A 26,082-nucleotide genomic window follows, 5' to 3' on the forward strand; every position below is an offset into this window, starting at 1 on the left:
TAGCCGATGACGCGGCGTGACCTGCCTACTTGCAGTATTCGCCGATCTTATTGAACTGAACCTTGAGCTTTTCCTGCTGGTCCTTGGTGGCCGCACCGAGCGATGAAGCCGCAGCGTCATCCATGATCGCCGCCATCTCCTTGATGGGGTTTCCGATCTCCGGAGCAAGCTTGCCCGCGATCTCGTGGTAGTGCGCTGCGATCTGTTTGGACTGCTGTTGCTGGTTGCCATCGGGCTTGAAGGTGTCGTTGTTCAGGAATTCGCAACTGGCCGCCACGTCCATGGTGGAGGAACCCGCACAACCGCCCAGCAAGAGCGCGGCCGCAAGGCCGGCGGAAAGCACCACCGCCGAACGCACGACGCCGGCACGCGGCTTATCCATGCGGCGCACCTTTCGCCGGTCCCGGCTCCGCTACGGTGGCCTCGTGTCCGGAAACCGGATACACCAGGGCTGTTGCAACAGCGGAGATCCCGTCCCCACGGCCGGTGAAACCCAGTCCGTCGCTGGTGGTGGCGGTGACGCTGACAGGAGCGCCGGCTGCTTCGCTGAGGACGCGTTGGGACTCTTCGCGCCGCGGCCCGAATTTGGGACGGTTGGCCACAAACTGCACTGCGACGTTGCCAATCGCGAATCCGGCCTCGCGCACAATGCGCGCCGCTTCCCCGAGCAACATCACTCCCGAGGCGCCGGCAAACTCGGGGCGGTCCGTGCCGAAGTGCGTGCCGAGGTCACCGATTCCGCAGGCGGAGAAGAGTGCGTCCGCCGCAGCATGGGCCACGCAATCGCCGTCGGAATGCCCTGAAAGTCCTTGCTCACCTTCCCAGAAGAGCCCGCCAAGCCAGAGCGGCTGGGGGTCGTCCGCGGGGGCAAATGCATGGACATCAATGCCGATACCGGTGCGGGGCAGGATCACGTTGCGGTCCGGTGCCATCAGCCCTCCACCCAACGAATACCCAAAGGTCCCTCCAGGAGTCCTTCGGCGATGATGAGGTCCAATGGCGTGGTGATCTTCAGGGACTGGCTGGCTCCCCGGACGGCATGGACCGGAACACCCAACAGCTCAACCAGCATGGCGTCATCAGTGACGGACGCGGCTTGCTTGTCGTCAAAGACTGCAGCAGCCTCGTGGGCACGGCGCAGAGTGGCCCACTCGAAGCCTTGCGGAGTCTGTACGGCCCTGAGCTGTTCGCGTGGCGCCGTCCCAGTGACAACTTCCGGAGCGATGGAGGAGTCAGCCTCGGACGTCCCGGAGACTGTCTTGATGGTGTCCACCACGGGCATGGCGGGAATGACGGCTTTCGCACCCGCAGCCAGGGCGTCGGCGACGCGCTGGAAGACGCGCTCCGGGGCCAAGGCACGGGCAGCATCGTGCACGAGGACGAATTCCGTGCCGTCTTCCAAAGCACCCAAAGCGGAGCGGACGGAATCCGCGCGGGACGATCCGCCGTCGACCACGGAGATCTCCGGGCCGCCGTCCACCAGATCAACGGTGAAGTCGGCGATCAACTCACGGAGCTCCGTGTCGCCTTTGGGGACGGCGATGCAGATCTGCCGGGCTACGTCTGCTGCCACTACTCCCCGAAGGGCATGCATCAGGATGGCTTCACCGCCGAGCGGGACCTGGGCTTTGGGCATGCCGTAGCCCAGACGCTCACCGGAACCGGCGGCAACCAGGATCACGGCCGTAACGGCGCGCTTGGAAGGAGTACTCATGCGCCCAACGTTACTGGGAAAGTACCTGCAGATACTTGATGATCATGCGTCTCCGGGCACTTTTCCGCCTGAAGATACTTGATGATCAAGTACCTCCGACCCTATTTGGGCAAAAAGAAACCCGGCGGCGCTTTCGCACCACCGGGGCTCAATTCTTAGGAAGCCAAGACCTCGTCAAGAACGCTTGCAGCCTTCTCTTCGTCCGTCTTCTCCGCCAGGGCCAGTTCTGAAATCAGAATCTGCCGCGCCTTGGCCAGCATCCGCTTCTCGCCTGCGGAAAGGCCGCGATCGTGATCACGACGCCAAAGATCGCGAACGACCTCCGCCACCTTGATGACATCGCCTGAAGCAAGCTTCTCCAGGTTCGCCTTGTAACGACGTGACCAGTTGGTAGGCTCTTCAGTGAACTCGGCGCGGAGAACGTCAAACACGTGCTCCAAGCCTTCTTTGCCCACTACGTCCCGGACCCCAACAAGGTCAACGTTCTCTGCTGGAACTTCAATGGTCAGATCACCCTGAGCCACCTTGAGCTTGAGATACATCTTCTCTTCGCCCTTGATGGTGCGCATCTTGATTTCCTCAATTTTTGCTGCACCGTGGTGAGGGTAAACTACTGTCTCGCCGACCTCAAAAACCATGTGGACTTTCCCCTTTCCCGCAGATTAGTCTATCACGATTAAGGCATACGACTGGCACCCGGAAGGCGCTTCTGCCGCGCCAATACAGGGGGAAAGGCCTTAAACGACTTCCTCCAAGGTCTTGACGTATTCGCCTAAAGATGCTTCGAGGAAGCGAAGTGCGAGCAAGATCTCCCCCGCAGGCCGCGCCATAATGCCTCCTCGAATCCTTATTTCGACCTGTTTGCCGATAGGCTATGGCTGAAAAGTGTTCCAATGACTCTTGAGGAGTAGGTGTCGTGCGCAATACTGCGATGAACCCTGTCCAGCGCGGCAAGCTGGCAATTGCGGCGGCTGCAATCGGCGTCGGTCTTCTGTCCGTCACCGGCTGCGGATTCGTCAACGCCCAGCAGACTACCCACCAGTACTCGGCATCGGACGGGGTCAAAGCTGATCTCGGCAAGCTGCAGTTGCGCAACATGCTGATCGTTGCCTCGGGTGAGAACGAGCCCGGCCGCGTTATCGGCGCTGTGTTCAACCAGTCCAGCTCGGATGCGACGCTCACCATCAGCGGTGCGAACGGCGCCCAGACCGAGATCCCGGTCAAGGCAAACTCGGAAACGTACCTGAACGACTCCGCCGACGCCGCCATCCTGAGCACAGCAGGCGTGATCCCCGGTGGTCTTACCCCGATCACGATCCGCAGCGGATCCGACTCCGCCACGATCAACGTCCCGGTAGTAGACGGCACCCTGCCCGAGTACGCCAAGTACCTGCCCGCCACGGCCAGCTCATCGGCAACGCCTACGTCGACGGAGTCCGGTACGCCGACGTCGACGTCGTCCGCGACGCCCTCCGAGTCTGCAGCAGCCGGACACTAGCAGGCAATACGCTACAAGCCTTACAACAAAGGAAGGGTCCCGCCTCGGCGGGACCCTTCCTTTGTTGTTGCAGCTGTTATTGGCAGGAGGCCTTTACGGCTCGAACTTGTAGCCCAGCCCACGCACCGTGACCAGGTAGCGTGGAGCAGAGGGATCGGGCTCAATCTTGCTGCGGAGCCGCTTCACGTGCACATCCAGGGTCTTGGTGTCGCCAACGTAGTCCGAACCCCACACGCGGTCGATCAACTGGCCACGCGTCAGCACCCGACCTGAATTGCGAAGCAGCATTTCCAGCAGTTCGAATTCCTTCAGCGGCAACGACACCTGTTCGCCGTTGACGCTGACCACGTGCCGCTCAATGTCCATGCGGACCGGCCCGGCCTGGACGGTGGAGGTGATGAGTTCCTCCGGTTCACCCTGGCGTCGCAAGACCGCGCGGACACGGGCCACGAGTTCCCGGGAGGAATACGGCTTGGTGACGTAGTCGTCGGCGCCGAGTTCCAGGCCTACGACCTTGTCGATCTCGGAGTCCTTGGCAGTCAACATGATCACAGGCACACTGGAACGCTGGCGCAGCTGGCGGCAGACTTCGGTGCCCGGGGTGCCGGGCAACTGCAGATCCAGGAGGACCAGGTCCGCTCCGTTCCTGTCGAACTCCACCAAGGCATCACTGCCGTTGTCCACTACCTCGACGTCGAACCCTTCCTTGCCCAGGAGATAGGACAGGGGGTCGCTGAAGGACTCTTCGTCCTCCACAATCAAAATCCGGCTCAAGCGCTGGCTCCTTGCTCTTGGACGCCGCTGGCGCCCCTTTGTTGACCCGCGATAGGGGTTTGCTGAATCGCATTGTTGGCTTGGTGAACGGTCCGCTGGGGCTCGACGGCGACGCCTGGTGCCGCAGGTTCCGCGGCGGAAACCGTTGTTGCAGCGGCAGCCGGCTGGCCGCCGTCGTCGTCCTGGCCTTCCATTTCCGGAAGGCGGATGGTGAAAGTGGACCCCTGGCCGGGCTGGGACCATACGGTCACCTCGCCGCCGTGGTTGGAGACCACATGCTTGACGATGCTCAGGCCAAGGCCGGTGCCGCCGGTATGCCGGGAACGGGCGGCGTCAACGCGGTAGAAGCGTTCAAAGACCCGTTCCTGGTCCTCGGGGGTCAGGCCCTCGCCCTGGTCAGTCACGGAGATGGCGACGACACCTTCCCGGGTTCGGATACCAACCCCCACGCGCGTGTTTTCCGGTGAGTAGCGGATGGCGTTGTCGATCAGGTTGCGCAGTGCGGTGACCAGCAGGTCCCTGTCGCCGAAGACCAGCGAGTCCGAGTGGCCGCCCACCACAATCTGGATGTTCTTGCTCTCTGCCGGCAGCTGCGAACGGTCCACGGCCTCGGTAATCACAGTGTTGATATCCACCGAGTGACCTTGCTGGGCGACGTTGGCACCCTGGAGGCGGGACAGTTCAATGATGTCCTGGACCAAGGCTGCGAGCCGGCCGGATTCCTTGTGCATGCGCTTGGCGAAGCGGCGTACTGCTTCTTCGTCGTCCGGCGAGGCTTCAAGGGCCTCAGCAAGGAGCGAGATGGCGCCAACGGGAGTCTTAAGCTCATGGGAGACGTTGGCCACGAAGTCGTTGCGGATCTCTTCGGTACGGGTAATTTCGGTGCGGTCATCGGCCAGGAGGACGATGTATTCCTGACCCAGCATGGCCGCACGCACCTGCACCACAATGGTGCCCTTGCCCAGCGGACCGCGGGGAAGCTCATACTGCTCCTCCAGGATCACGCCATCGCGGCGTACCTTGGCAGTCATGTCCAGCAGTTGCTTATGCACCACCGTGTGCCCGCGGACCAGCCCGTAGGCGTATGCGGCGGGACTGGCACGGACGACGCCGTCGATCACGTCCACTACGACAAACGCACGCCCGACGACGGCAAGCACCTCGGCGGCACCCTCAGGCAGGCGGGGCTCGGTAACGTCAAGGTCCACGATGCTCCGCTGACGTTCGCTGATCCTGAACGCGAGCATGCCAAAGACGCCCAACGACAAGCCAACGAGGCCGGCGACGACACCTATGAGCAATGGATCCACGGCTCCAGCTTATGCTGTGGAAAGACGGGCAAGCAGTGATCCGGCGCCAAACGCGGACGGTTCAACTAACGTTCATCTAAAGGTGCCGAACAGTTCACTGGGCCCTGACACAGTTACTGGTTGGACTGCCAATGGTTTTGAAGTCCGGCCCATCCCCCGGGAACCGGATTTCCAAGGAAAGGACGCCTTAGTGCGCAAGGTTTTTCAGGAGGAACTCACCCAGGTAGGTGACGACCTCATCGAGATCTCCAAGCTGGTTCACGAAGCAATCACGAAGGCCACAACATCCTTCGAAGGTGCCGATGTGGATCTGGCACGGATCGACTTCCTCCAGAACAGCCTCGACGAACGCGCCATCGACATCCTTGCACTGCAGGGTCCGGTGGCCAGCGACCTCCGTATGATCGTAGGTTCCCTGCGCATGAGTGCCTCGCTGGAGCGCATGGGCGACCTCGCCCGCCACGTAGCCCAGCTGGCCCGACTGCGCTACCCGGCTACTGTGATCCCCGCTTCGCTGACCCAGACCTTCAAGGCCATGGCCCAGCACGACATCGAGATCACCGCCAAGGTCATCGAGCTCCTGGAAACCCGGGACCTCGAAGTGGCCCGGGACATCCTCAAGATCAACATCGCCGTGGACGACCTCCACCTCAGCGTTTTCAAGGCCATCGCCGCCCCAGAGTGGAGCGAGAGCCCGTCAACCACCGTGGACGTTGCCCTGGCAAGCCGCTACTTCGAGCGCTTCGCCGATCACGGCGTCTCGGTTGCCCGCAAGGTCACCTACCTGGTGACGGGCGAATGGCAGCCTGAAGGCTTCTAGCCTCACCCGCAAAAAAACGACGGCGGCCGGTCACGTAAAGTGACCGGCCGCCGTCGTTCAATCCAGCTCCGTAGCAGGTGCCGCGGGCGAACTGCGTCCAAGGGAGGGACGACCGAGCAGTCGCCGCGGCAGCAGCGGAGGAATTATTTCTTGCCCTGGTTCGCCACCGCGAGGATGGCCTGCGCTGCTGCGTCGGGGTCCAGGTATGTTCCACCGGGGTTGACCGGCTGGAAGTCCTCGTCCAGTTCGTACACCAGCGGGATGCCCGTGGGGATGTTCAGTCCTGCAATGGCTTCATCGCTGATGCCATCCAGGTGCTTGACCAGGGCCCGCAGCGAGTTACCGTGGGCGGTGACCAGGACGGTCTTGCCCGCCTTGAGGTCTTCCTTGATGTCCGATTCCCAGTAAGGGAGCAGGCGGACAAGGACGTCCTTAAGGCACTCGGTGCGCGGCAGGGCGTCGCCGAGATCCGCGTAGCGGGGATCGTGCGCCTGGGAGAATTCACTGTCGTCGGACAGGGGCGGCGGCGGGGTGTCGTAGCTCCGGCGCCATTCCATGAATTGCTCTTCACCGAACTCGGCGAGGGTCTGGGCCTTGTCCTTGCCCTGCAGGGCGCCGTAGTGGCGCTCGTTGAGCCTCCAGTCGCGCTTGACGGGGATCCAACCGCGGTTGGCCTTGTCCAGCGCCATGTTGGCAGTGTTGATGGCCCGCTTCAGGAGCGAGGTGTAGAGGACGTCCGGGAGGATGTTGTTCTCAACCAGCAGTTCCCCACCGCGTACTGCTTCTTTGCGGCCTTGATCGTTCAGGTCAACGTCCACCCAACCGGTGAACAGGTTCTTGGCGTTCCAGTCGCTGTGGCCGTGGCGCAGCAGAATCAGCTTGTAAGTCATGGTTTTCATCCTAGCTGAGCGGTTCCGTTGCCTGCCCGGCGTTACGAAGAGCAACGCGGGGTCACTTATGGCCCCTTTGAAAGCCCTCAAGGGGCCATAAGTGACCCCGGGTTGCAGGATAAAGTGGTGGCCGTGGTGCAAAAGGCGGAACGGGTGGGCTCTCCCCGAAGCAGGGGCGGCAAGCCGGTTGGCAACATCACCCGGGGTACCACCAACCCCAACCGCATGCGCCGCTTGGACCGATGGCTCGCCGGTCCGCAGTCTTGGCGGCTGCGCACCGCCGTCGACCCCCTTGTAGTGGATCTGGGCTATGGCGCCTCGCCCACCACAGCGGTTGAACTTTTCGAACGGCTGCAGGCCGTGCGTCCGGATGTGCGGCTCTGCGGCATCGAGATTGAACCGGAGCGGGTCCGGAGCGCCATGGCTCTCGAGCGGCCCGGGCTGAGCTTCCACGTGGGCGGTTTCGAGATTCCGGTGCCGGGAAAGCCCGTGCTGGTCCGCGCCTTCAACGTGCTGCGGCAATACGAGGAAGCCGACGTCGCCGGGATCTGGCATCTGGTGCAGTCGCGGCTCGCGCCGGGCGGACTGTTCATTGACGGCACGTGCGATGAGATCGGCCGCCGCGTCACGTGGGTGGCCCTGGACTCCGAGCGCCCATTGAGCCTCAGTTTTTCGGTGCGGTTCGGCAGTTTCGAGCTGCCTTCGGAGATAGCTGAGAGGCTGCCTAAAGCCCTGATTCACCGGAACGTTCCCGGCGAACCCATCCACGCGTTCCTCCAGGCGATGGACAAGGCCTGGCTGGAGGCGGCCCCGCTGGCATCGTTCGGGAACCGGCAGCGATGGACCGCCATGTGCCATTCACTGCGTGACGCCGGGTGGCCGCTTCAGGATGGTCCGGCGCGGTGGCGCCTCGGTGAAGTGACAGTGGCGTGGGACGCGGTGGCGCCCAGGTAGAGCCTTCTACCAGGGACCGTAAGGGCCCACATTGCGGTTGCCGCCACTGCCGGCCTCGCGCAGGGCGGGACGGACATCGGCGAGGTACACGCAGGCCGCGGTCACGGCTGCGATGCCGAAGAGGCCCAGTCCGTTTCCGCCGGTGAAGACCGTCAGCGCACCGATAGCAAAAGCGATGCCGGTCAGCGCAGTCCAAAACGTCTTGGTCCGCTTGGAAGCAGCCACGAAGAGCGTCGGACGATGGCGCAGGCAGTCCGCGAAGGCCCACACTTCCAAGGCAAGGGCCACCAGCCCAAGGATCAAGTAGATCCCGCTGGTGACAAAGCTGATCAAGAGTTTTCCGTCCACGCCCTTTAGCCTATATGTCCAGCGACTTCAGCGCTTGCTCAAGGTCGGACCAGAGGTCTTCCACGTTCTCGATCCCAACGCTCAACCGGACCAGATTCTCCGGGACGCTCAGCGGCTCGGCCGTGTGCCGGCGTCGGCGTTCAATCAATGATTCGACTCCGCCCAGGGATGTTGCAGGCAGCCAGAGCTGCAGGGCGCGGACCAGTTCGTCCGCGGCGTCGGCACCGCTGCGCTGCTCATCACCGGCAATCTGGATGCAGAGGATGGAACCGAAACCCTTCATCTGTTCTTTGGCGCGCTGGTGCCCGGGATCGCCGGGGAGGCCCGGGTACCGGATTGTTTCGACGCACGGGTGGCTGCTGAGCCGTTCGGCAAGGGTTGCCGCCGAGGCCTGCGAGCGCTCAATCCGCAGCGCCAGCGTGCGGAGGCCGCGCAGCGCGAGCCAGGCCTCGAACGGTCCGGCGATTCCGCCGTGGATGATCCGGTGGTGCAGGAGCGTGGCGCGCAGTTCCGGGTTGGAGGTCACCAAGGCGCCCAGCACGACGTCCGAATGTCCGGCCAGGTACTTGGTCACCGAGTGAAGTACGACGTCGGCACCCAGGCTCAGTGGCTGCTGCACCAAGGGCGTTGAGAAGGTATTGTCCGTCACCACGATTGCGCCCACCGCGTGCGCGGCATCTGCCAGTGCCTGGATGTCGGCGATGCCGAGCATGGGGTTGGTGGGGCTTTCCAGCCAGAGGAGATCGGCTGCCTTGCCGTTTTCCGGGCTGATGAGGGCCTTCACTGCGTCCGTGTCCGTGATGTCCACCGTTCGCAGCTCCAGGAATCCCTTCTCTGCCAGCTCCGTTGCCATCACCAACGAACCGGCGTAACTATGCGAGGGCATCACCACGACGCCCCCGGCCGGCACCAGGGACAGTGCCGAACTGACTGCTGCCAGCCCGGACGCATAAAGCAGGCCGGGGAGGGTGGCACCCTCAAGCTTGGCCAGTGCGTCCTCGAAGGGATCCCACGTGGGGTTGGCGTAGCGTCCGTAGCCACGGTCACCGTCGCTGAGGGAGCCGGTACCGAAGTATGTGGAGGACAGGACGATGGGCGGATTGACCGGCTCATCGTGGGCGCGGTCCGGGCGGCCGGCTGCAACAACCACGGTTTCCGGCGACAATTCGGCGGCATGCTGATCGGAAAGGCTCATGGTGTCAGCGTAGTAGGGGTGCAGGCTGTGGATGAAAGGCATGACGCGCTTGGAAGTCAGTGAAGCTCGGTAGGCTAGACGGGTGAGTATTCAGAGCCCAGGTCTATTTATCGCCTTCGAAGGCGGGGACGGAGCGGGTAAGTCCACGCAGGCGGCCCGGCTCTCTGAGACCCTCCAGTCGCGGGGACTTTCCGTGCTGCGTACCCGCGAACCCGGCGGCACTCCCATCGGTGAAAAGTTGCGCTCCCTGGTCCTGGACCACGGGCACGGCACGATCGATGCCCGCACCGAAGCCCTCATGTTTGCTGCTGCACGCGCCGCCCATGCAAGCCAGGTGATCCGTCCGGCCCTCGCAGAGGGAACTGTGGTCATTACTGACCGCTACATTGACTCCTCCGTCGCCTACCAGGGTGCCGGACGCGGCCTGGGTGCCGAAGGAGTTCTTGCGCTGAACCAGTGGGCGACGGAAGGCCTGCACCCGGACCTGACGGTACTGCTCGACGTCGACCCCTCCGACGGCCGCCGACGGCGGACCGCGGGGGACGCCACGGAAGACCGGCTGGAGTCCGAACCTGATGAGTTCCACTCCGCCATCCGCCAGGCTTTCCTGCAACGTGCCGGGGCCGCGCCCTCGAGCTATCTCGTCTTGCCCGCCAACGCCGATATTGAAACACTCGCAGCGCAGATCCTGGAGCGGGTGGAATCCCTCCTGGCCGGCCACGGTGATGGTGAACCCGTGAACCCTGTGTTGCGCACCGGCGAAACTGTTCCAGGCGACCGTCCGTGAGTGTCTGGGACGACCTCCAGGGGCAGGCGCCGGTTGTAGCTCAATTGAAGCAGGCGGCTCAGGGTGAAACCGGGCTGACCCATGCATGGCTGTTTACCGGTCCTCCCGGATCCGGCCGTTCGAACGCAGCAAAGGCCTTCGCCGCTGCCCTGAACTGCCAGCAGGATGATGTAACCCTTCGCGGCTGCGGAGAATGCGCGGCCTGCCACACGATCCTTGGCGAAACCCACTCCGACGTCACGTTCGTGCGGACCGAAAAAGTCACCATCACCATCGACGAAGCCCGGGAACTGGTCTCCAAAGCCGGCGACAGGCCTGCCACTGGCCGCTGGCGCATCATCGTGGTGGAGGACGCGGACCGCATGGCCGAGCGGACCACCAACGTACTACTCAAGGCGATCGAGGAACCGACGCCCCGCACCATTTGGATGCTGTGCGCCCCCTCCCCCGCCGACGTCCTGGTCACCATCCGTTCCAGGTGCCGCCCGGTAAGCCTCCGTCTCCCACCTGCCTCCGACGTCGCCGATCTCCTGGTGAGGCGCGACGGCGTCGAACGTCAACTCGCTGACCGCGCAGCCCGGGCTGCGCAGAGCCACATTGGCATCGCACGGCGGCTGGCCCGCGACGCCGATGCCAGGCAGCGCCGGCTGGATACCGTGAGGATTCCGCTGGGTTTGCGGGGCGTCACGGCAGCGGTAATGATGGCCGAGAAGCTGGTGAAGATCGCCACCGAGGAAGCCAACAGCTCCAATGACGAACGCGATGCCGCGGAAAAGATTGCGCTGCTGGCAAGCCTGGGCGCTCCGGAGTCGGGCACGCTGCCCCCTTCCATGCGCAGCCAGGTCAAACAGCTTGAGGACGACCAGAAACGGCGGGCCAAGCGGTCCATTACCGATTCCCTGGACCGTACCCTGACGGATCTTTTGTCCTTCTACCGCGACGTGCTGATCATCCAGCTGGGGAACGCCGTGGAGCTGGTCAACGTTGAGCTCAAGAGCGAACTGGAAGACTACGCCGGCAGTTCAACCCCGGAAACCACGCTGGCCCGGATGGATGCCATCAACAAAGCCCGTGTCCGAATCACCACCACCAACGTGGCTCCCTTGTTGGCGGTCGAGTCCATGGCCACGAGCCTCATCCAGCAATAGGAGAACCCCATGACGTCCGCACCCCGCCGGTTCGCCGGTGCCCCTTCAAGGGACCGGTCCGCCAAGCGTGGGGCCGGTCGCGGCTTCGTGGCTGCCTGTGTTGCCGTTGCGGCCGCGCTGGTTCTGAGCGCGTGCACTGTGCCGTTCCTTCCGGCGCCTACGGCCAAGCCGTCCACCAGCACGGTTGATCCGTCCATCGCAGCTTCTGCACCCAAGGGCCTGGAGAAGTTCTACTCCCAGCCGGTGGAGTGGAGCTCTTGCGAAAACGGCTTCCAGTGCGGCAAAGTCCAGGTACCCAAGGACTACGCCAACCCTGGCAATGGTGAAATTTCGCTCGGCGTCATCAAGTTGGCCAGCACCGGCAACAAACAGGGGTCCATCCTGGTAAATCCCGGTGGTCCCGGTGGCTCGGGCGTGGATTACCTCAAGGATGCGGGCAACACCAATTTCACCGAGAAGCTGAAGAACAACTTCGATCTGGTGGGCTTTGATCCCCGCGGTGTGAAACGCTCCGCTCCTGTCACCTGCATGACCGACGCCGAACGTGACGCTGCCCGCGAAAAGGTATTCCGGAAAAACACGGACGAAGGGTTGGAAGCTGCACTGGCTTTCAACAAGTCCTTCGCGGAGCAGTGCTCGGAGCAGACCGGTGATGTCCTGGGGCACATCGATACCGTCAGTGCGGCCAAGGACCTGGACGTCCTGCGTGCGGTGCTAAATGACGCCAAGCTCAACTACCTGGGCTTCTCCTACGGCACCTTCCTGGGATCCACCTACGCAACACTGTTCCCGGACAACGTCGGCCACCTGGTGCTCGATGGTGCCGTGGATCCCTCCATCAGCAACGAGGAACTGACGGCCGGGCAGGCCCGCGCCTTCGAACGGGCCATCCGCACCTACGTGGCCAGTTGCCAGGGCCAGAACCAGTGCCCGCTCAGCGGCTCCGTAGACAACGGGGTCCAGGAAATCCGTGAACTCATCAACGCCGTGGACCAGAACCCACAAACGGCCAAGGACGGCCGGTTGGTGACGGGCAACGACTTCGTCAACGGCTTGATCCTCCCCCTCTACAACGACCAAAGCTGGCCCGCCCTGACCCAGGCATTGGAGAGCGCATTCTCCGGCGACGCCTCCCAGATGATGCGGCTCGCTGACCTTGGCGCCGACCGCGAGCCAAACGGCACCTACAGCTCAAACTCCGCCTTTGCCTTCCAAGCCATCAACTGCCTGGACTACCCCATGGTCACTGACACCGCAGGCATGCGCGCAGAGGAAGCCCGACTGATCCAGGACTCCCCCACCTTCGGCGCTTTCTTTGCCTACGGCGGAGTCAACTGCAAGGACTGGCCGTACAAAAACACCCGGACCCCTGCACCGGTTGACTACAAGGGCTCCGCTCCGATCGTGGTGGTAGGCACCACCGGCGATCCCGCCACTCCCTTGGAGTGGGCCCAGTCGCTGCGGAAGCAGTTGGAGAACGCCTCACTGGTCACGTGGGAAGGCGAGGGGCACACCGCCTACGGCCGCTCGAACTCGTGCGTCAGCACCGCCGTCGACGAGTACTTTGTGGACGGAAAGCTGCCGCAGGACGGCCTCACCTGCTAAAGGCGGCTGGCTTCCCGCTTCTCCACCAGCAGCGGGAGGTGCTTGATGGAATCCACGACGGCGGTGGCGCCGGCCGCGCGCAGCGTCGCCTCGGAGTGGGATCCTGTCAGGACGCCCGCAACAAGGGAGGCTCCTGAACGGACGCCGGAGAGCATGTCCGAGCTCGTATCGCCCACCACGGCCACCTCGCGGACGTCGTCAAGGTCCAGGGCGAGGACGGCGGTCAGGATCATGTCCGGGTAGGGCCGCCCGCGCCCCGCATCCGCCGGGCACAGGCTCAAGTCCGCCAGGCCCATCCACCCCAGGGATTCCAAAACCATGTTCTGCGTATGCCTGCCGAAGCCCGTGGCCAGGCAGACCTGCATCCCGGACTCACGCATCCACAGGATGGCGTCCTCAGCACCGGGAATGGCCCGGACGCCGCCGTCGTCAATCATTTCGTCGTAGGCCTTCTCGAAGACCTTGTTGGCGCTGGCTGCCACCGCAGCGTCGTCGAAAAGGTGGCCGAACACGGTCATTTTCGAGAAGCCCATGGTGTCCCGGGCATAGCCCAGCATGCTCTCGAAGGTGGTGCTGCCGGGTTCGACGCCGTGCTCCACCAATGCCCGCGACATGGCCCGCTCCGTGCGGCCGTCATCGGTGATGGTGGTACCCACCATGTCCACTACCGCCAGCCGCAGCCGGTTGGTGGTGTGGCTGGCGTCCCTGGTCAATGCGTCCCCGGTCATTGAGCGGCTCCTTTGGCTTGTCTGTGTGGCGGGTGTACCCGCCCAGTTGATTCCCCAGCTTCCGGCGGCAGGGAAACGCCCGCCTGAACCCGGCCCGACGCGTGAGTGAACATCCCCGCAACTGCCGCCACCGCCCTCGTTTTGACCCGGGTGCGGTGCCTCTATTACAGTTATGTCTTGCGTGATCGCCGGGAAACCGGGGATGGACGCGGTGCTTCCTTAGCTCAGTCGGTAGAGCGTTTCACTCGTAATGAAAAGGTCATCAGTTCGATTCTGATAGGAAGCTCGGGCCAAGCCCCGGACAAACCTTGTTGGGTAGTCCGGGGCTTTTCGCTTTAAGCCCGGCCCGCGCGGCAGAGGTGATGTTGGAAATATCGAACATTTACCGTAATTTACAAAATGTTCGAGATATAGGACATTTCAGGAAGTGGGCCGGGCTGTCGACGCCGCCTCCCTAGGGAGGTCCATCGCAGATGCGCGCAAAGAAGCCGCAATCACGCAGCAGGATCTCGCCGTGAAACTGGGCGTCACCCGGGGAACCATCGTACGTCTCGAAGCCGGCGGAGCAGTCTCCGTCGTCGTTGCCATGCAGGCCATCAGGGCAGTGGGCCGCGACGTGGCTTTGGTACCGCGCTTTTCCAAGCTGGAGGTGCGGCCGTGACCTAGGCGGGTGCTGGCCCCGAAGCACGAATAGGGGTTCTGCTCCCCCTGGGTTGCCACGCCCTCCATCCATTCGGGACGTCCTGCAGCCGCTTCTCAGCAGCGGCGAGCTGATCAGGTGAGGCCGACCGAGGACCCGAACCGCTGCGGCTGCCGGATCCATCGGCAGCAAAGAGCGCATACTCCGCCCAGCGCTTCCGGCCCACAGGATAGCGCTCCCCGTAACCGCCTGCTGCAACGCCAAGGACCAACTCCTCCAAACGCGGAGCTTCGCTCTCTGCGGTCTCGTCACAGGCGTCGCAACCGCAGATGGGGAACGGAAAGTCGTGCAGCACTCCAGCACGGACCACCACTGACGGAAGACTGGTCAGCACGAACGTCAATGGGGCCGCAAGCGGGTCCCGGGGTGCCAAACGAACGACGTCGATCACCTCACCGGCGCTCACTGACACCTCCGCCGCGTGTGCCGGGACCTGACTGACATCTACGTGGGGTCGCCGTAGTAACCAGGAAAAATCGGGCGGATATGACTGGGTAGGCTTCTGATCAGGGGATTTTTTGGCTCTGGTGGGAGGTTGCTGGGTGGTCGTTCAGTTTTTCACGGATGAGGAGCTGGAGGGGCTGCGGCGGTTTCCGGAGATCGGCCGGGAGGAGCTGTTCCGGTTCTTCACCTTGACTCCGGCTGATGTCGCGTTCATCGATCCTGGGCGGGGTCGGGGCCCGTCGGACCGGTTGGGGCTTGCTCTGGCCGTTTGCACGTTGCCGTGGCTGGGATTTGTGCCGGACGAGGTGGTGTCGGCGCCGTGGGCTGCAGTGGTGCGGCTGGCCGGGCAGCTTGGGGTGGATCCGGATGCGGTCCGGTCATACGGGCGTCGGGCGAAGACCCGGACCGATCATTTTCGGCTGGCGGCACGGTATCTGGGGTGGCGGGCGCCGGCGAGCCTGGAGTTGAAGGAGCTGGACGAGTTCCTGCTGGCGCGGGCGATGGAGCATGACTCCCCGACGTTGCTTGTCCGGCTGGCGTGCGAGTATTTGATCTCGGCGCGTGTGATCCGGCCGGGGCCGGTGACGGTGGTGAAGCGGGTCGCCCACGCCCGGGAGGCCGCGCAGCGGGAGACGTTCGACCGGCTGGCGCACGAGTTCACCGACGAGCGTCGCGTCGGCCTGGACGGGTTGTTGGTGGTGGACGCGGGGATCGGGATGACGCGCCTGCGGTGGCTGGGCACGGGGCCGGTGGAGGCCTCGCCCGCGGCGGTGAAGGCCGAGATCGCGAAGTTGGAGTTCCTGCGCGGGATGGACGCTCACACCCTGGATTTGTCGGTGTTGCCGGCGGAGCGGCGCCGGTTCCTGGCCACGGTGGGCCGCCGGCTGACGGCGCAGGCGTTGACAAGGCGTGAGCCGGAGCGCCGGTACCCGATCCTGCTGACGCTGTTGGCGCAGTCTGCGACCGAGGTGCTTGACGAGGTGGTGCAGTTGTTCGATCAGGCGGTTTCCGCCGGGAGAGCAAGGCCGCGCAGAAGATGCGGGACGCGCTGGCTGAGCGGGGCAGGGCCGGGGAGGACCGGCAGGCGCTGCTGGATGCGATCCTGGCCGTCGTCGCGGACCCGGCGGTGCCGGACGAGGAAGTCGGCGGCCTGATCCGCGGGGAACTGATCGGGTGGGAACGGCTGCGTTCGGCGCAGTCGGCCGCCCTGCCCCCGTTGCCGCGCGATCATGGGCATCTGGTCGCTCTGGATGGCTCGTACGGGTATCTGCGGCAGTTCACCCCGCAGGTGCTGGAAGCGGTGCGGTTCGCCGGCGGTACCGCCGCGGCCGAGCTGGTGAAGGCGGTGGAGATCCTGCGGGAGCTCAACGTGACCGGTGCCCGCAAGGTCCCCGAGGACGCGCCGACGGGGTTCGTCCCGGCACGCTGGTGCGGCTACCTGGAGACCGCGGCGAAGACGGGCAGCATCACCGCGTACCGGCATTACTGGGAGTTGTGCACGCTGCTGGCGTTGCGGGACGGGCTGCGCACCGGGGATGTGTTCGTGCCCGGGTCGCGCCGCTACTCCGACCCGGCCGCCTACGTGCTCACCCCGGACAAGTGGGCAGATCAGCGGGTGGAGTTCTGCCGGTTGGTCGGCAAACCCGCTGACGCCGCCACGGGGCTGGCCGAGGTCGAGCAGGAGCTGCACACGGCGCTGGGTGAGCTGGAACATGCCCTCGGCGAGGGCGACGGGCCGGTCCGCCTGGACGAGGCGGGCGACCTGGTGATCTCCCCACTGAGTGCCGAGGACATCCCGGCCGAGGCGGTGTCGTTGAAGGCTGAGCTGACCGAGATGCTGCCGTTCGCGCCGATCGTGTCGCTGGTGATCGAGATGGACAAACGCACCGGGTTCCTGGACTGCTTCACCCACGCCGGCGGCAAGCAGACCCGCAGCCCGGAGGTGAAGCGGAACCTGATCGCGGTGCTGCTCAGCCACTCCACCAACCTTGGACTGACCAGGATGGCCGACGCCTGCGGCATCTCCTACGACATCCTGGCCTGGACCGCCGAGTGGTACGTGCGGGAGGAGACGCTGAGGGCGGCGAACCTGGCGCTCATTGGCTACCACCAGAAGCTGCCGCTGACCCCGGTTTTCGGTTCCGGTACCTTGTCCTCATCGGACGGTCAGCGGTTCCCCACCCGCGGGAAGTCCGTCACGGCCAGGGCTTTGAGCAGGTATTTCGCCCATGAAGGGCTGAGCACCTACACGCACGTGACCGACCAGCACACCACCTACGGCACGAAGATCATCGTCGCGACGAAACGCGAGGCACACTACGTCCTCGATGAAATCCTGGGCAACGCCACCGACATTCCCATCACCGAGCACGCGACCGACACGCACGGGGTGACGCTGGTCAACTTCGGCCTGTTCGACCTGCTGGGATTGCAGCTGTCCCCGCGCATCCGGGACCTGGGCAAGATCACCCTGTACCGGACCGCGCAGAAGCCGGAGATCGAGTCGGCGTTCCCCCTGGCCGGGCTGTTGTTGACCCGGCGGTGCAACATGGATCTGATCGCCGGGCACTGGGACGACCTGCTCCGGCTGGCCGGGGCGCTGAAGTTCGGGCATGCCACCGCGTCGCTTCTGGTCGGCAAGCTCTCCGCATCCGGCCGGCAGAACGCACTGGCCGCGGCACTCAAGGAATACGGGGCGCTGCGGAGGACGATCTACGCCGCCCGGTACTTGGCGGACCCCGCATATCGCCGCAAGATCTCGCGTCAACTAAACAAGGGCGAGACACTCCATGCCCTGAAACGGGATCTGCTCTACGCCCACGAGGGCACCATCCGGGCCCGCCACCTCGAACAACAAACCGAGCAGGCCTGGTGCCTAACGCTCGTGACGAACGCCGTGGTGACCTGGACGACGGAGTACTACGGACTGGCGGTGGAATCGATGCGACGGTCCGGGCGGCGCGTCGACGAGGAGGTCCTGGCCCACATCTCCCCGGCCCACAGCGAGAACATCAACTTCTTCGGCTCCATCGACGTCGACATCGAAGGCGAGCTGGCCCAGCTCGGCCCACCGGATACCGGCCGCTGCGGGTGCAGGACACCCTGTTCTGACCCCTGACAGCGGTGTTGAGTGGCGGCGAGTTGCGCGGCCGTAGGCGTGTCTCGCGCGCCCCAAAAGCCGCCCATCCCTCTCCCAAACGGTCCATTCTGAGACAATCTCGCCACGCCGCCCGGAGGACAGTCGCGAGACCCTGATTTGTGGACGTTGGCACTAATTGGCGGTCTCTTTGCGTCGGTTTGTGTCACTTAGTCTTCTACGACGCCAATGCTGGGAGCAGAGGTTTAACGCTTGGTGCTCAAGGAGCGAGCACCAGTCTCCCACTTGATCCACGAAGCACCAGACGCGTGTCGATGTGGAGAAAGCTGGGTGGAGTTCCTGTTCCCGCGAGCATGCTGAGCAGCAGTGTAACTGCCCAAGATCCGCACTCGCCCAGTGGCGACCGGATGGTAGTCAACGGAGGAGTGGTGAAGCCAGCGCCAAATATGTCATCGAAACCCACTACGCTGATTTCGTCTGGTATCAATATTCCGGCAGCCTGCAACTCGTGCATGAGACCTATCGCCAGCAGATCGTTGTAGGCTAAAACGGCTGTAGCTCCGCAAGCGCGGATGTCCGGCGCTACCCGTCTGCCGCCGTCGACCGTGGGTTTACTCGACGACAGTCGAACCGCTTCGAGGCCCGATCGCTCGCAGGCGAGCTGCATCCCCTCCCACCGCTGGATGGACATCCAGGATTCCGCGGGGCCTGCGACAAAGGCGACCTTTTGATGCCCATTGGCAACCAGGCTCCGTATTGCCTCACCGATGCCTATATTAACGTCCGGCACTACGCGGGGAACGTCATTGACCTCTCGGTTTATGACAACCACTGCACGATCTTGGGCCAGTGCTTGGATGTCCACATCATGCATACGGGGACTGGCGAGAATAAGCCCGTCCACCCTAGATATGATACGGCGGGCTGCCGTAAGCTCTGCGGGGGCCCGTTCAGCGGATTCCGCCAACACGAGCGCGTAGCCATGTCTTGCGGCTGTCGCTTCAGCGCCTCGAATGACGTCAAAGAACGTGGGGTTGGTCATGTCCGCAACGATTAGCCCAAGGGTTCTCGTTTGTCCGGTAAGGAGTGCCCTAGCGTATGGATTGACATGGAAATCTAGTTCTTGTGCAGCTTCCTGCACTTGTTCGCGAGTTTTTGCGCTTACCCGGCTCGGCTCGCTCAGGGCCCGGGAAACAGTGGAAGGATTGACGCCGACAACCTTGGCAATATCGTAGATCGTGGCACGGCCAGGTTGAAATCGATTCGGAGCTGGCACAATTGAGGCCGAGTTATCGGTCCCTATAGGTTCCTCCATTAGGAGGGTCGCGAGTTCAACCTGCTTCGACTGGACGGTGCGCGTGGATCTCCGGCTGCTGCGCCCTCGTGCAAGCTCCGATGCTGCGGAGGACGGGACGTACCCTAGGTTGGCTGCGATCACCTCGATTCTTTCCCTGGTGGCCGTTGCAACACGCGGGAGCCGGCGGAGGGCCCGTGAGACTGTAGCAGTAGATACCCCAGCAGCGGCCGCTACTTCTCGGATGCTGGGTGCGGGCAAAGATTGGCCGGGGCAGGTGTCGGACGCCGCGGCCGCGTGCTTGCCAAAGTCGGTCATGGAACTATCCCTCCTCTAGCCTAATAAAGCCACTGAGCAATTCCTCTCGGCCCCCATCCTTCAAGAACGCCGGCAACGAGTGTTTTGGCGTTCTTGACCGGGTCTGGATTGCCGATCGGAACCATCAGTAGCCAGGTGCGTTAGCGGTGAAACGTGGGCATGAGTTGGCCGCCGTACCTCTTTTCGCCCGAGTAGTAGGATTGGACCCTCAGCCTAGATTCCAAGTACGAATGTGTTCCCACGTCATGTTCGTCCACCAGCGGCCGGCCCAGTCCCTGCTTTCGGTGCGGTACAGGGCAACCTTGCGCGCTTTGAAGTCTGAGGGAACCGGTATCTCCAGTTCTCTGATGTACTCACCTACCTCAGCCGTAAGATCCGGCCGGGTGAAGAGATCATGTGAGGCCAGCGACAAATGGCCGGAGAAGGTGCGGGGATCGAAGTCATTTGTTGGGGAACCGGGATCATTGATTCGAAGCGGTGCAACCGCGGCTTGGATCCTCTGAGCGAGATCATGGAATGGTTCGTTGACCGAGCCATCTTCACGATGGTTGACATCAAAGACGAAACCGCGACCGTGCTGCACTGCGCCGGCATTGTGTACGTCGAAAGAGTGAACGTTGGCCAGCGCGGTTGTAATCCGAGAGATTATCGCATCTTCATCGAGCCGGAGATGTTGTCGTCCCACAAGGGTGGCATGTGGAGGAAAGGCGCCGGCAGAGACAAGGCCGAATTGCGCGCGCAACTGCGTGGTGACTTCAGTGACCGCGCGGCACGTACGTGCATCAGGTACAAGATATACCCCGTATCTGAAGGGATCCCCTACTTTGCGTGGTTGCATGGCTGGAAGCCGGGGGTCGTTAATCAGGTGGGCATGGTCGCTTGTCGATCCGCCCTGGACAGCTTGCCTTGTTTCAGTTGTCACGCACGTACACCTTAATTAATCAGAGTTGCCTAAGTTTGGAGTAGCCACCAGCATATAGGGAACGTTCCCTAAAGGGAATTTCGTGAGAAGCAATGCTGTGAAGACTCGTGAAGGACGGCTACCGAACGGGGGGAGGGCCGCCGGTACGCCCGACGATGAGTTCCCCATTTAGAGATTGATGGATAGGGTGCGAGAGGGCACCTTCTATCTGGTCGGCGATGCTGTTGATGGCCAGGACGCCGATCTCGCCCACTGGCTGACGCCAGGTCGTGAGGCCGATGAGATCCGTCGTGAATGGCCATATGCCGTCGTAACCTGTGACGGAGAGATGCCCTGGTGCAGTCAAATTACGTGACCGCATGTTTTCCAGGACCGCAATGGCCCATCGGTCACTGGGAGTGAGGAGTGCCGTGTATTCCGGGTGTTTTAACATCTGCGAAACGACGGCGGGAGCGCCAGCGATTCTAGCCTCTGAATATTCTTCTGCCGACAGTCGCAGTGTTTCGATATTTAGGTCTCCTAGTCGACGGATCATCGCTTCGGACCGCATGAATTGCGGAATGGATGTCTCCCTGGCCAACGACAGGACCGCGACTCGGGTGTGGCCCAGTGCAGCGATGTGATCTGCCATGGAAGCACCGCCTACGTTTTCATCACAGTAAATGCTGCTGAACGTGGGATTTTGCTCCGGGCGCCCGGCAAGGACTATGGGAATCCGGCTTGCGTATTGGGCAATGAGTTCAGACGGGAGAAGGCCTGAGCTCACCACGAGTCCTTCGACCCTAAGTGACACCAGCCGGGCGATGGCAGTATTCTCGTCCGGACCTGCGAACCGCCCGGCGCCTGTAGCGGTGACCACCCCGTAGCCGCGGATAGCTGCCTGCTCCTGAAGAGAAGTTAGGAGCTGACTGTAAAACGGCGCGGCGGCATCGCGGACGAACACGCCAATGGTCCGGGTTCGGTTCGTCACCATACTTTGAGCAACGGAGTTGACAACGTATCCCAGTTCTTGCGCGGCTGCCCGCACTTTGTCCCGGGTCGCAACCGCAACGCCATACTCTCCACGTAAGACACGGGAGACTACTGACTTGGACACGCCCGCCCGCGCGGCAACGTCAAGGATGGTTGGCGCGGAGGGGGTGTTAAGCATGGCTCTAGTCTCCAAGAACTCCTCTGGCGCGGAGGTAGGTCCTCGCGTCTTCGGGACCATCCCACAGGCGCGCGTGCCAACCACGCAATGTCGCCGCTTCCACGTTGACCTTACGGTCATCGAAGAACACGATAGCATCCTGGGCAACGCCGAACGTTCGCTCGGTTTCCTCGTACATGTGTGGGTCCGGCTTTGCACTGCCAACCTCGCATGAGAACAACAGATGGGTGAGCCGGTCGGACCACGCAGCTTGACGGACTACTTTCGCGAATGTGTGCGGGGCATTGGATAGGACGCCGGTAAGAACTGTGGTGGACTCGATGACGTCTTGGAGAAGTGATCGTGCGCTTGGAACGACTTCGGCCCACCGTGAGCTGTCCACTAGGTCCAATTCTGCTGACAAGTCGGGGCCGATGGGGATCCCGAGGTGGTCTCCGACCGAGCGCCAGTAGGCCTCGCGGTCGGATCCTTTATCGTAAGCCCCGCGGTCGGCCCAGTAGGCCGGAGCCACAACCTGGGGATCAAGCCCCAGCACATCGGCAACTTCTTTGATTCCCCCCTCGGGAGCGGAAAGGACTCCGCCGATGTCGAATACGACCGCTTCGATCGCCTGCGGGCAACTGTTCATTGGTGGTACCAATCGTTCGTAACTAGAGGGTGGCCGGGCGGACACCCTCAATTGGCTGTCTTCTCGCCATTTGGTTGAGGTTCGGAAGTGGGCGCCGGGGTGCTCTCCCCCTTCCGAGGCATTACTTGACTCGCTCGTTCTAGGCGTCTAGCGTCTTCCCTTCCCTCGCGGCGACCGTTTTCAGCATCTGTTCACCGTCGGCGCCGTTCGCGGTGGACTGGACTCAGAACATCCAGTGCCTCTCTGCGAATGCACCGCTGTGACGTGCCTACCGGGATCGGAATTGCCTCTCCCGCGAAACCGGCGCCCTTCAGCGTTGCCCCAACATTCGCAGACGAAGCCAGATATACGGAAGAACCCTGCCCGGCACCGTCAGGAGACCGCCCTGTGCCGTGAACGGGGAGGGCGGCACGGCCCAACCCGGCCAACGGGGGAAGGCGCCGTAGCGGTATGGGTCTGCGAGATTCTCAAGTACTCGCCGGCGCCTCCTCCAGGGCATTGGCGGTGGCCGCCGTCATTTTCCGGCCCGCGCGTTGTAGGTCTCTATGGCGCTTGTGGCTTTGGCTTCGGCCTGCTGGAAGGCGGCCTCGACCGGTGTTCCTGCCGCGATCTGTTCGAGCACTGGCTGTAGCTCCAGCCGGATGCTGTTCAGCGCCCCGCTGTGGCAGCCCGCGGTCACCACGTTGGATTTGGTGACGGCGACCTGATCAAGGAGGACCTTCTGCGCGGGGGTTGCCGACGTTGCTGCGGTTGCCTGGGCGTCCGTGGATGCGGGCAGGTAGCCGGAGCCCTGGAAGCTCGCCACCTGGCTGTCCGGGGAGGCCAGGAAGGCTGCAAAGCGTGCGGCGGCTCGTTGCGTCGCGCCGGACTTGTCCTTCCCGATGATCCAGACGGAGTTGCCGCCGGGGACGGCGCCTCCCTTGGCGGCGTCATCGACCGGGAAGGGCGCGGTCAGGAAGTCAGTGCCTTTGGCTTTCACCACATTTCCCAGGCTGCCGGAGGATGACAGCAGCATGGCTGCGCTGCCCCCGGTGAACGCGTTCTGTGCTGCTGAGCCGTCCTTTCCCACATTGAAGATGGCCTTGGACGTAAAGAGTTCCTGGATCGTGTTCCACACGCCCACCTGGCTGGCTGCCGTGTAGCGGACGGCGTCCACCGGTGCGCCCGTGGTGCCGTTGCCGGGCGTGCAGTACTCGATGCCGGCGCTGGAGGCAAACTCTTCGTTCCACCAGGGATTGAGGTGGAACGTCAGTCCGGCCACGCCGGTCTTTTCCTTGATGATCCGGGCCCAGTTGAACAGTTCGGCCGTGGTTGCAGGCAGCTTGGAGGCATCGAGTCCGGCCTTCGCGATCAGGTCCGGGTTGAAGTACACCAGGGGCTGTGAAACCTGGAAGGGAACGGACCACAGCTTGCCGTCAATAGTGTAGTAGTTCTTTACAGCGGGGGAGACTTTCTCCGCTGCGTAGGGCACCTGGTAGGCGGCCATGGCATCTTCGGCGGGCGTCACGAGACCGGAATCCACCATGAATGAGGTGTTCACATCGCTGGCCTGCATAAGGTCCGGAGTTCCTCCGGACGTCACGGCATTGGTGAACTTGGAAATGGCATCTTCGTAGCTGCCCTGATAGATGGCCTTGACGGTGACGCCGTCGGTGTTGCTGGCGTTGTACTTGGCAACCAGGTCCTCCACGACCTTCCCGGCAGCGCCGGAGGACGAGTGCCAGAAGTCGATTACCACGGGACCGTCCGTGGCCGCAGGGGCCGATACGGTGTTGGTGGCGGACCCCGCCCCGGTCCCGGCTGAGCATCCGGTGACAGCCAGTAGTGCTGCCGTGAGCACCGCAGCTGCCACCCTGCGGCGCCTGGTCGCGGTGGTTAGAGGGTTGGGAATCATTTGCCTGCTCCTTGGGTGAGTCCTTTTGCAAGGAATTTCTGTCCGAAAATGACGAGAAGAATGGTGGGGATGGAAACGAGAATGAGACCCGCCAGAACGGATCCGATGTCAACGCTGGCCTCATCAGCAAGACTCGAAACACCGACCTGCACCGTCCGCATCTCTGGTGACTCGGTGACGATCAGCGGCCACATGTACCCGTTCCAAGCGCCGATGGCGCTGGTCAGGGCGACCGTCATGAGCGCTGGACGGCACAACGGCACCAGAAAACGGAACAGGAAGCCGAGTGGGGACGTGCCGTCGAGGATGGCGGCTTCATGGATCTCCCTGGGGAAATTCAGGAAGGCCTGCCGCAGCAGGAAAATCGCATAGCCTGAGGCGCCGAAAGGGATGAATACAGCCAGAAGGGTGTCGAACAAACCCATGGACCGGATGGTCAGATAGTTGGCCACCACGTTTGTTTCGCCGGGAATCATGAGCGTGACCAGGAAGATACCGAACCACAGCGAAGGCCGTTTGAGGTTGCCGAAAACCAGTGCGTAGGCGGCCAGGATGGCGGTGAGTAGCTGCAGGCCGGTCTGGGCCAGTGTCACGACCGCCGAGTTGAGCCCCTGCCGGAGGAGCGGTGCGCGCTCCAGGGCCGTGGCAAAGTTCTCGAGTCCCCAGCGCCCCAGGCCGCCGGATCCCGGCACGGTCTGGAAGGCCCCGACCGCAGCGTAAACCACCGGGAACACCACGAGGACCGCGGTTACCGCGACATAGGCGTAGAGCGCTGCGCGGGGTGCCTTCTTGAGGAACGGGGCTTTCATGAGTAAGTCACCTTCTTCTCGAGTACGCGGAACTGCACGACGGAGATCGCCAGGATGATGAGCAGCAGCACCACACCGCGTGCCGAGGACGCGCCGTAGTCTGCAGTTCCACCCCCAAATGCCGTGCGGTAGATGTCGATGACGAGAGTGTGGGTGGCGTTGGCCGGGCCACCGCCGGTGAGAATCTGGATGGCAGTGAACTCCCGCAGCCCGCTGATGGACTGTGTCACCACGATAAAGAACAAAGTGGGGCTGATCAGGGGAAGAGTCATGTGCCAGGCCTTGCGGACCGGGCCGGCACCGTCCAGGCCGGCCGCTTCCATCACGTCCTCAGACACACCGTCCAGGGCAGCCAACAAGAGGAGCACCGTGAAGCCGATCCCGGTCCAGGCATCCAACGCGATCACCGAAACCATGGCCACGTCAGGACTCGTCAGCCAACCCACCTCGCCGCCGCCAAAGAAGGCCGCGATCCTGTCGCCGGCCCCGAGCTGCGGCTGGTAAATGGCCTTGAAAATGAGGCCTGCCACTGCCACCGAGACGGCCATGGGCACCAGTACTGCGGCCCGCAGGAATCCGGTTCCTCGCAGCCGCTGGGCCAGCGGGAGCGCTATGGCCAGCCCGATGATGAGTTTCGCGGCCACCGAACCGATAGTGAACACGAGAGTCACCCACAGCGTGTGCCGGAAATCGGTAGAGACAAACATTGAGGCGTAGTTCGCCAGACCCACAAATCCCGTGGGCTGACCGAAAATGTTCGTCCCCTGCGCCGACATGTACAAAGTGCGCAGCAGCGGCCAATAGTCGAACGCGATGACAAACACCAGTGCGGGAAGCAGGGCCAGCACCGGCCATAGCTGCCGCCGCCTGCCGCGCCGCGTGGCCAGACGGGGGCCTTTGAGCCGGCGCGGCTTGCCAAGGTCTGAGGCCCGTATGGCGGTTGATTCAAGAGTCATGGGGAATCCATTTGAGTAGGGGCCAATAATCGAAGTTGGCTACAGAAGCCAGGCTAGGCAGTAAGAAAAGTGGAACCCAGCCAGCGAGACGAGCACGGC

At 63.1% G+C, this 26,082-nt stretch carries 26 protein-coding genes, 1 tRNA gene and 1 pseudogene; 10 read left to right on the plus strand and 18 right to left on the minus strand.

What is annotated here, in order from left to right; all coding sequences use genetic code 11:
- Positions 1-25: 25 nt before the first annotated feature.
- The 4 genes from AC6JA3_RS17080 to AC6JA3_RS17095 form a co-directional block, all read right to left on the minus strand.
- A complete protein-coding gene (locus tag AC6JA3_RS17080) occupies positions 26-382 on the minus strand; it encodes a hypothetical protein (protein WP_223944712.1) in 357 nt (118 codons plus the stop codon).
- Complete coding sequence (ispF, locus tag AC6JA3_RS17085) at positions 375-932, minus strand: 2-C-methyl-D-erythritol 2,4-cyclodiphosphate synthase (RefSeq protein WP_347781844.1); 558 nt, start codon at positions 930-932, stop codon at positions 375-377. The genes AC6JA3_RS17080 and ispF overlap by 8 nt, the downstream gene beginning before the upstream one ends.
- Positions 932-1,714: a 2-C-methyl-D-erythritol 4-phosphate cytidylyltransferase gene (gene ispD, locus AC6JA3_RS17090; RefSeq protein ID WP_347781845.1), complete on the minus strand. Its 783-nt coding sequence runs from the start codon at positions 1,712-1,714 to the stop codon at positions 932-934. The genes ispF and ispD overlap by 1 nt, the downstream gene beginning before the upstream one ends.
- Before the next feature lie 155 nt (positions 1,715-1,869).
- Entirely contained in the window at positions 1,870-2,352 is a 483-nt protein-coding gene (locus AC6JA3_RS17095; protein ID WP_011690592.1) for a CarD family transcriptional regulator, read from the minus strand.
- A gap of 293 nt (positions 2,353-2,645) precedes the next feature.
- On the opposite strand from AC6JA3_RS17095, the gene AC6JA3_RS17100 reads away from it, so the two are divergent.
- The gene (locus AC6JA3_RS17100; protein WP_091552814.1) at positions 2,646-3,212 is read left to right on the plus strand and encodes a hypothetical protein; all 567 of its coding nucleotides are present in this window, start codon (positions 2,646-2,648) and stop codon (positions 3,210-3,212) included.
- Positions 3,213-3,305: 93 nt separating this feature from the next.
- Here AC6JA3_RS17100 and AC6JA3_RS17105 read toward each other — a convergent pair whose 3' ends face one another.
- Both AC6JA3_RS17105 and AC6JA3_RS17110 read right to left on the minus strand, forming a co-directional pair.
- Positions 3,306-3,986 carry a winged helix-turn-helix domain-containing protein gene (locus AC6JA3_RS17105; RefSeq protein WP_020608526.1) on the minus strand — a complete coding sequence of 227 codons (681 nt, stop codon included), beginning with the start codon at positions 3,984-3,986 and terminating at the stop codon, positions 3,306-3,308.
- Complete coding sequence (locus AC6JA3_RS17110; RefSeq protein WP_175493470.1) at positions 3,983-5,287, minus strand: sensor histidine kinase; 1,305 nt, start codon at positions 5,285-5,287, stop codon at positions 3,983-3,985. Before AC6JA3_RS17110 ends, AC6JA3_RS17105 begins: the two co-directional genes overlap by 4 nt.
- A 199-nt stretch (positions 5,288-5,486) precedes the next feature.
- On the opposite strand from AC6JA3_RS17110, the gene phoU reads away from it, so the two are divergent.
- Positions 5,487-6,116, plus strand: a complete 630-nt coding sequence (phoU, locus tag AC6JA3_RS17115) for a phosphate signaling complex protein PhoU (protein WP_497920356.1) — start codon at positions 5,487-5,489, stop codon at positions 6,114-6,116.
- Positions 6,117-6,259: 143 nt separating this feature from the next.
- On the opposite strand, the gene AC6JA3_RS17120 is transcribed toward phoU, so the two are convergent.
- On the minus strand, positions 6,260-7,006 hold the full coding sequence (locus AC6JA3_RS17120) for a phosphoglyceromutase (protein ID WP_223944710.1): 747 nt from the start codon (positions 7,004-7,006) through the stop codon (positions 6,260-6,262).
- 132 nt (positions 7,007-7,138) lie between these two features.
- Here AC6JA3_RS17120 and AC6JA3_RS17125 point away from each other — a divergent pair, with 132 nt between their 5' ends.
- A complete protein-coding gene (locus AC6JA3_RS17125) occupies positions 7,139-7,960 on the plus strand; it encodes a class I SAM-dependent methyltransferase (protein WP_223944709.1) in 822 nt (273 codons plus the stop codon).
- 6 nt (positions 7,961-7,966) lie between these two features.
- On the opposite strand, the gene AC6JA3_RS17130 is transcribed toward AC6JA3_RS17125, so the two are convergent.
- Together AC6JA3_RS17130 and AC6JA3_RS17135 are read right to left on the minus strand one after the other, a co-directional pair.
- Positions 7,967-8,308, minus strand: coding sequence for a DUF2516 family protein (locus tag AC6JA3_RS17130; RefSeq protein WP_026542174.1), 342 nt, complete (start codon positions 8,306-8,308; stop codon positions 7,967-7,969).
- Between the two features lie 10 nt (positions 8,309-8,318).
- Positions 8,319-9,503 carry a trans-sulfuration enzyme family protein gene (locus tag AC6JA3_RS17135; protein ID WP_347781846.1) on the minus strand — a complete coding sequence of 395 codons (1,185 nt, stop codon included), beginning with the start codon at positions 9,501-9,503 and terminating at the stop codon, positions 8,319-8,321.
- A gap of 82 nt (positions 9,504-9,585) precedes the next feature.
- Between AC6JA3_RS17135 and tmk the strand changes: the two genes are divergently transcribed.
- From tmk to AC6JA3_RS17150, 3 genes are read left to right on the plus strand one after another with little or no spacing between them, the layout of a single operon-like run.
- Positions 9,586-10,290 carry a dTMP kinase gene (tmk, locus tag AC6JA3_RS17140; RefSeq protein WP_347781847.1) on the plus strand — a complete coding sequence of 235 codons (705 nt, stop codon included), beginning with the start codon at positions 9,586-9,588 and terminating at the stop codon, positions 10,288-10,290.
- Positions 10,287-11,438 carry a DNA polymerase III subunit delta' gene (locus AC6JA3_RS17145; RefSeq protein WP_026542177.1) on the plus strand — a complete coding sequence of 384 codons (1,152 nt, stop codon included), beginning with the start codon at positions 10,287-10,289 and terminating at the stop codon, positions 11,436-11,438. The genes tmk and AC6JA3_RS17145 overlap by 4 nt, the downstream gene beginning before the upstream one ends.
- A gap of 9 nt (positions 11,439-11,447) precedes the next feature.
- Positions 11,448-13,043, plus strand: coding sequence for an alpha/beta hydrolase (locus tag AC6JA3_RS17150; protein WP_347781848.1), 1,596 nt, complete (start codon positions 11,448-11,450; stop codon positions 13,041-13,043).
- Here the strand turns inward: AC6JA3_RS17150 and AC6JA3_RS17155 are convergent.
- Positions 13,040-13,771, minus strand: a complete 732-nt coding sequence (locus tag AC6JA3_RS17155; RefSeq protein ID WP_091552818.1) for an HAD family hydrolase — start codon at positions 13,769-13,771, stop codon at positions 13,040-13,042. The genes AC6JA3_RS17150 and AC6JA3_RS17155 overlap by 4 nt on opposite strands.
- Positions 13,772-13,984: 213 nt before the next feature.
- On the opposite strand from AC6JA3_RS17155, the gene AC6JA3_RS17160 reads away from it, so the two are divergent.
- A tRNA-Thr gene (locus AC6JA3_RS17160) sits at positions 13,985-14,057 on the plus strand.
- A 141-nt stretch (positions 14,058-14,198) separates the two neighbouring features.
- Positions 14,199-14,432, plus strand: a complete 234-nt coding sequence (locus tag AC6JA3_RS17165; RefSeq protein WP_091552820.1) for a helix-turn-helix transcriptional regulator — start codon at positions 14,199-14,201, stop codon at positions 14,430-14,432.
- Between the two features lies 1 nt (position 14,433).
- On the opposite strand, the pseudogene AC6JA3_RS17170 reads toward AC6JA3_RS17165, so the two are convergent.
- Positions 14,434-14,931, minus strand: a pseudogene (locus tag AC6JA3_RS17170) (DUF6226 family protein); the annotation flags it as partial.
- 82 nt (positions 14,932-15,013) lie between these two features.
- Between AC6JA3_RS17170 and AC6JA3_RS17175 the strand changes: the two are divergent.
- Together AC6JA3_RS17175 and AC6JA3_RS17180 are read left to right on the plus strand one after the other, a co-directional pair.
- On the plus strand, positions 15,014-16,069 hold the full coding sequence (locus tag AC6JA3_RS17175) for a DUF4158 domain-containing protein (protein WP_347781849.1): 1,056 nt from the start codon (positions 15,014-15,016) through the stop codon (positions 16,067-16,069).
- Positions 15,952-18,033, plus strand: coding sequence for a Tn3 family transposase (locus tag AC6JA3_RS17180; RefSeq protein WP_347781850.1), 2,082 nt, complete (start codon positions 15,952-15,954; stop codon positions 18,031-18,033). Before AC6JA3_RS17175 ends, AC6JA3_RS17180 begins: the two co-directional genes overlap by 118 nt.
- A gap of 238 nt (positions 18,034-18,271) precedes the next feature.
- Here the strand turns inward: AC6JA3_RS17180 and AC6JA3_RS17185 are convergent, their stop codons facing one another.
- The 7 genes from AC6JA3_RS17185 to AC6JA3_RS17215 form a co-directional block, all read right to left on the minus strand.
- Positions 18,272-19,624, minus strand: coding sequence for a substrate-binding domain-containing protein (locus tag AC6JA3_RS17185; protein WP_081733556.1), 1,353 nt, complete (start codon positions 19,622-19,624; stop codon positions 18,272-18,274).
- A gap of 208 nt (positions 19,625-19,832) precedes the next feature.
- The gene (locus AC6JA3_RS17190) at positions 19,833-20,546 is read right to left on the minus strand and encodes a 2'-5' RNA ligase family protein (protein WP_245232874.1); all 714 of its coding nucleotides are present in this window, start codon (positions 20,544-20,546) and stop codon (positions 19,833-19,835) included.
- A gap of 118 nt (positions 20,547-20,664) precedes the next feature.
- Positions 20,665-21,696, minus strand: a complete 1,032-nt coding sequence (locus AC6JA3_RS17195; protein WP_026547046.1) for a LacI family DNA-binding transcriptional regulator — start codon at positions 21,694-21,696, stop codon at positions 20,665-20,667.
- A gap of 4 nt (positions 21,697-21,700) precedes the next feature.
- A complete protein-coding gene (locus AC6JA3_RS17200) occupies positions 21,701-22,324 on the minus strand; it encodes an HAD family hydrolase (RefSeq protein WP_026547045.1) in 624 nt (207 codons plus the stop codon).
- 514 nt (positions 22,325-22,838) lie between these two features.
- Positions 22,839-24,218 carry an extracellular solute-binding protein gene (locus tag AC6JA3_RS17205; RefSeq protein WP_051420827.1) on the minus strand — a complete coding sequence of 460 codons (1,380 nt, stop codon included), beginning with the start codon at positions 24,216-24,218 and terminating at the stop codon, positions 22,839-22,841.
- Positions 24,215-25,027 (minus strand): carbohydrate ABC transporter permease, encoded by an 813-nt coding sequence (locus AC6JA3_RS17210; protein ID WP_026547043.1) that lies wholly within the window; start codon positions 25,025-25,027, stop codon positions 24,215-24,217. Before AC6JA3_RS17210 ends, AC6JA3_RS17205 begins: the two co-directional genes overlap by 4 nt.
- Entirely contained in the window at positions 25,024-25,983 is a 960-nt protein-coding gene (locus tag AC6JA3_RS17215; RefSeq protein ID WP_026547042.1) for a carbohydrate ABC transporter permease, read from the minus strand. Before AC6JA3_RS17215 ends, AC6JA3_RS17210 begins: the two co-directional genes overlap by 4 nt.
- Positions 25,984-26,082: the final 99 nt, after the last annotated feature.

Source organism: Arthrobacter sp. TmtSoilC79 (genome assembly GCF_059739405.1).

Coding starts and splice junctions, on each gene's coding strand:
- AC6JA3_RS17080 (WP_223944712.1), bottom strand. CDS start 382: ATGGATAAGCCGCGTGCCGGCGTCGTGCGTTCGGCGGTGGTGCTTTCC.
- ispF (WP_347781844.1), bottom strand. CDS start 932: ATGGCACCGGACCGCAACGTGATCCTGCCCCGCACCGGTATCGGCATT.
- ispD (WP_347781845.1), bottom strand. CDS start 1,714: ATGAGTACTCCTTCCAAGCGCGCCGTTACGGCCGTGATCCTGGTTGCC.
- AC6JA3_RS17095 (WP_011690592.1), bottom strand. CDS start 2,352: ATGGTTTTTGAGGTCGGCGAGACAGTAGTTTACCCTCACCACGGTGCA.
- AC6JA3_RS17100 (WP_091552814.1), top strand. CDS start 2,646: ATGAACCCTGTCCAGCGCGGCAAGCTGGCAATTGCGGCGGCTGCAATC.
- AC6JA3_RS17120 (WP_223944710.1), bottom strand. CDS start 7,006: ATGACTTACAAGCTGATTCTGCTGCGCCACGGCCACAGCGACTGGAAC.
- AC6JA3_RS17135 (WP_347781846.1), bottom strand. CDS start 9,503: ATGAGCCTTTCCGATCAGCATGCCGCCGAATTGTCGCCGGAAACCGTG.
- AC6JA3_RS17150 (WP_347781848.1), top strand. CDS start 11,448: ATGACGTCCGCACCCCGCCGGTTCGCCGGTGCCCCTTCAAGGGACCGG.
- AC6JA3_RS17155 (WP_091552818.1), bottom strand. CDS start 13,771: ATGACCGGGGACGCATTGACCAGGGACGCCAGCCACACCACCAACCGG.
- AC6JA3_RS17180 (WP_347781850.1), top strand. CDS start 15,952: ATGCGGGACGCGCTGGCTGAGCGGGGCAGGGCCGGGGAGGACCGGCAG.
- AC6JA3_RS17185 (WP_081733556.1), bottom strand. CDS start 19,624: ATGACCGACTTTGGCAAGCACGCGGCCGCGGCGTCCGACACCTGCCCC.
- AC6JA3_RS17195 (WP_026547046.1), bottom strand. CDS start 21,696: ATGCTTAACACCCCCTCCGCGCCAACCATCCTTGACGTTGCCGCGCGG.
- AC6JA3_RS17200 (WP_026547045.1), bottom strand. CDS start 22,324: ATGAACAGTTGCCCGCAGGCGATCGAAGCGGTCGTATTCGACATCGGC.
- AC6JA3_RS17205 (WP_051420827.1), bottom strand. CDS start 24,218: ATGATTCCCAACCCTCTAACCACCGCGACCAGGCGCCGCAGGGTGGCA.
- AC6JA3_RS17210 (WP_026547043.1), bottom strand. CDS start 25,027: ATGAAAGCCCCGTTCCTCAAGAAGGCACCCCGCGCAGCGCTCTACGCC.
- AC6JA3_RS17215 (WP_026547042.1), bottom strand. CDS start 25,983: ATGACTCTTGAATCAACCGCCATACGGGCCTCAGACCTTGGCAAGCCG.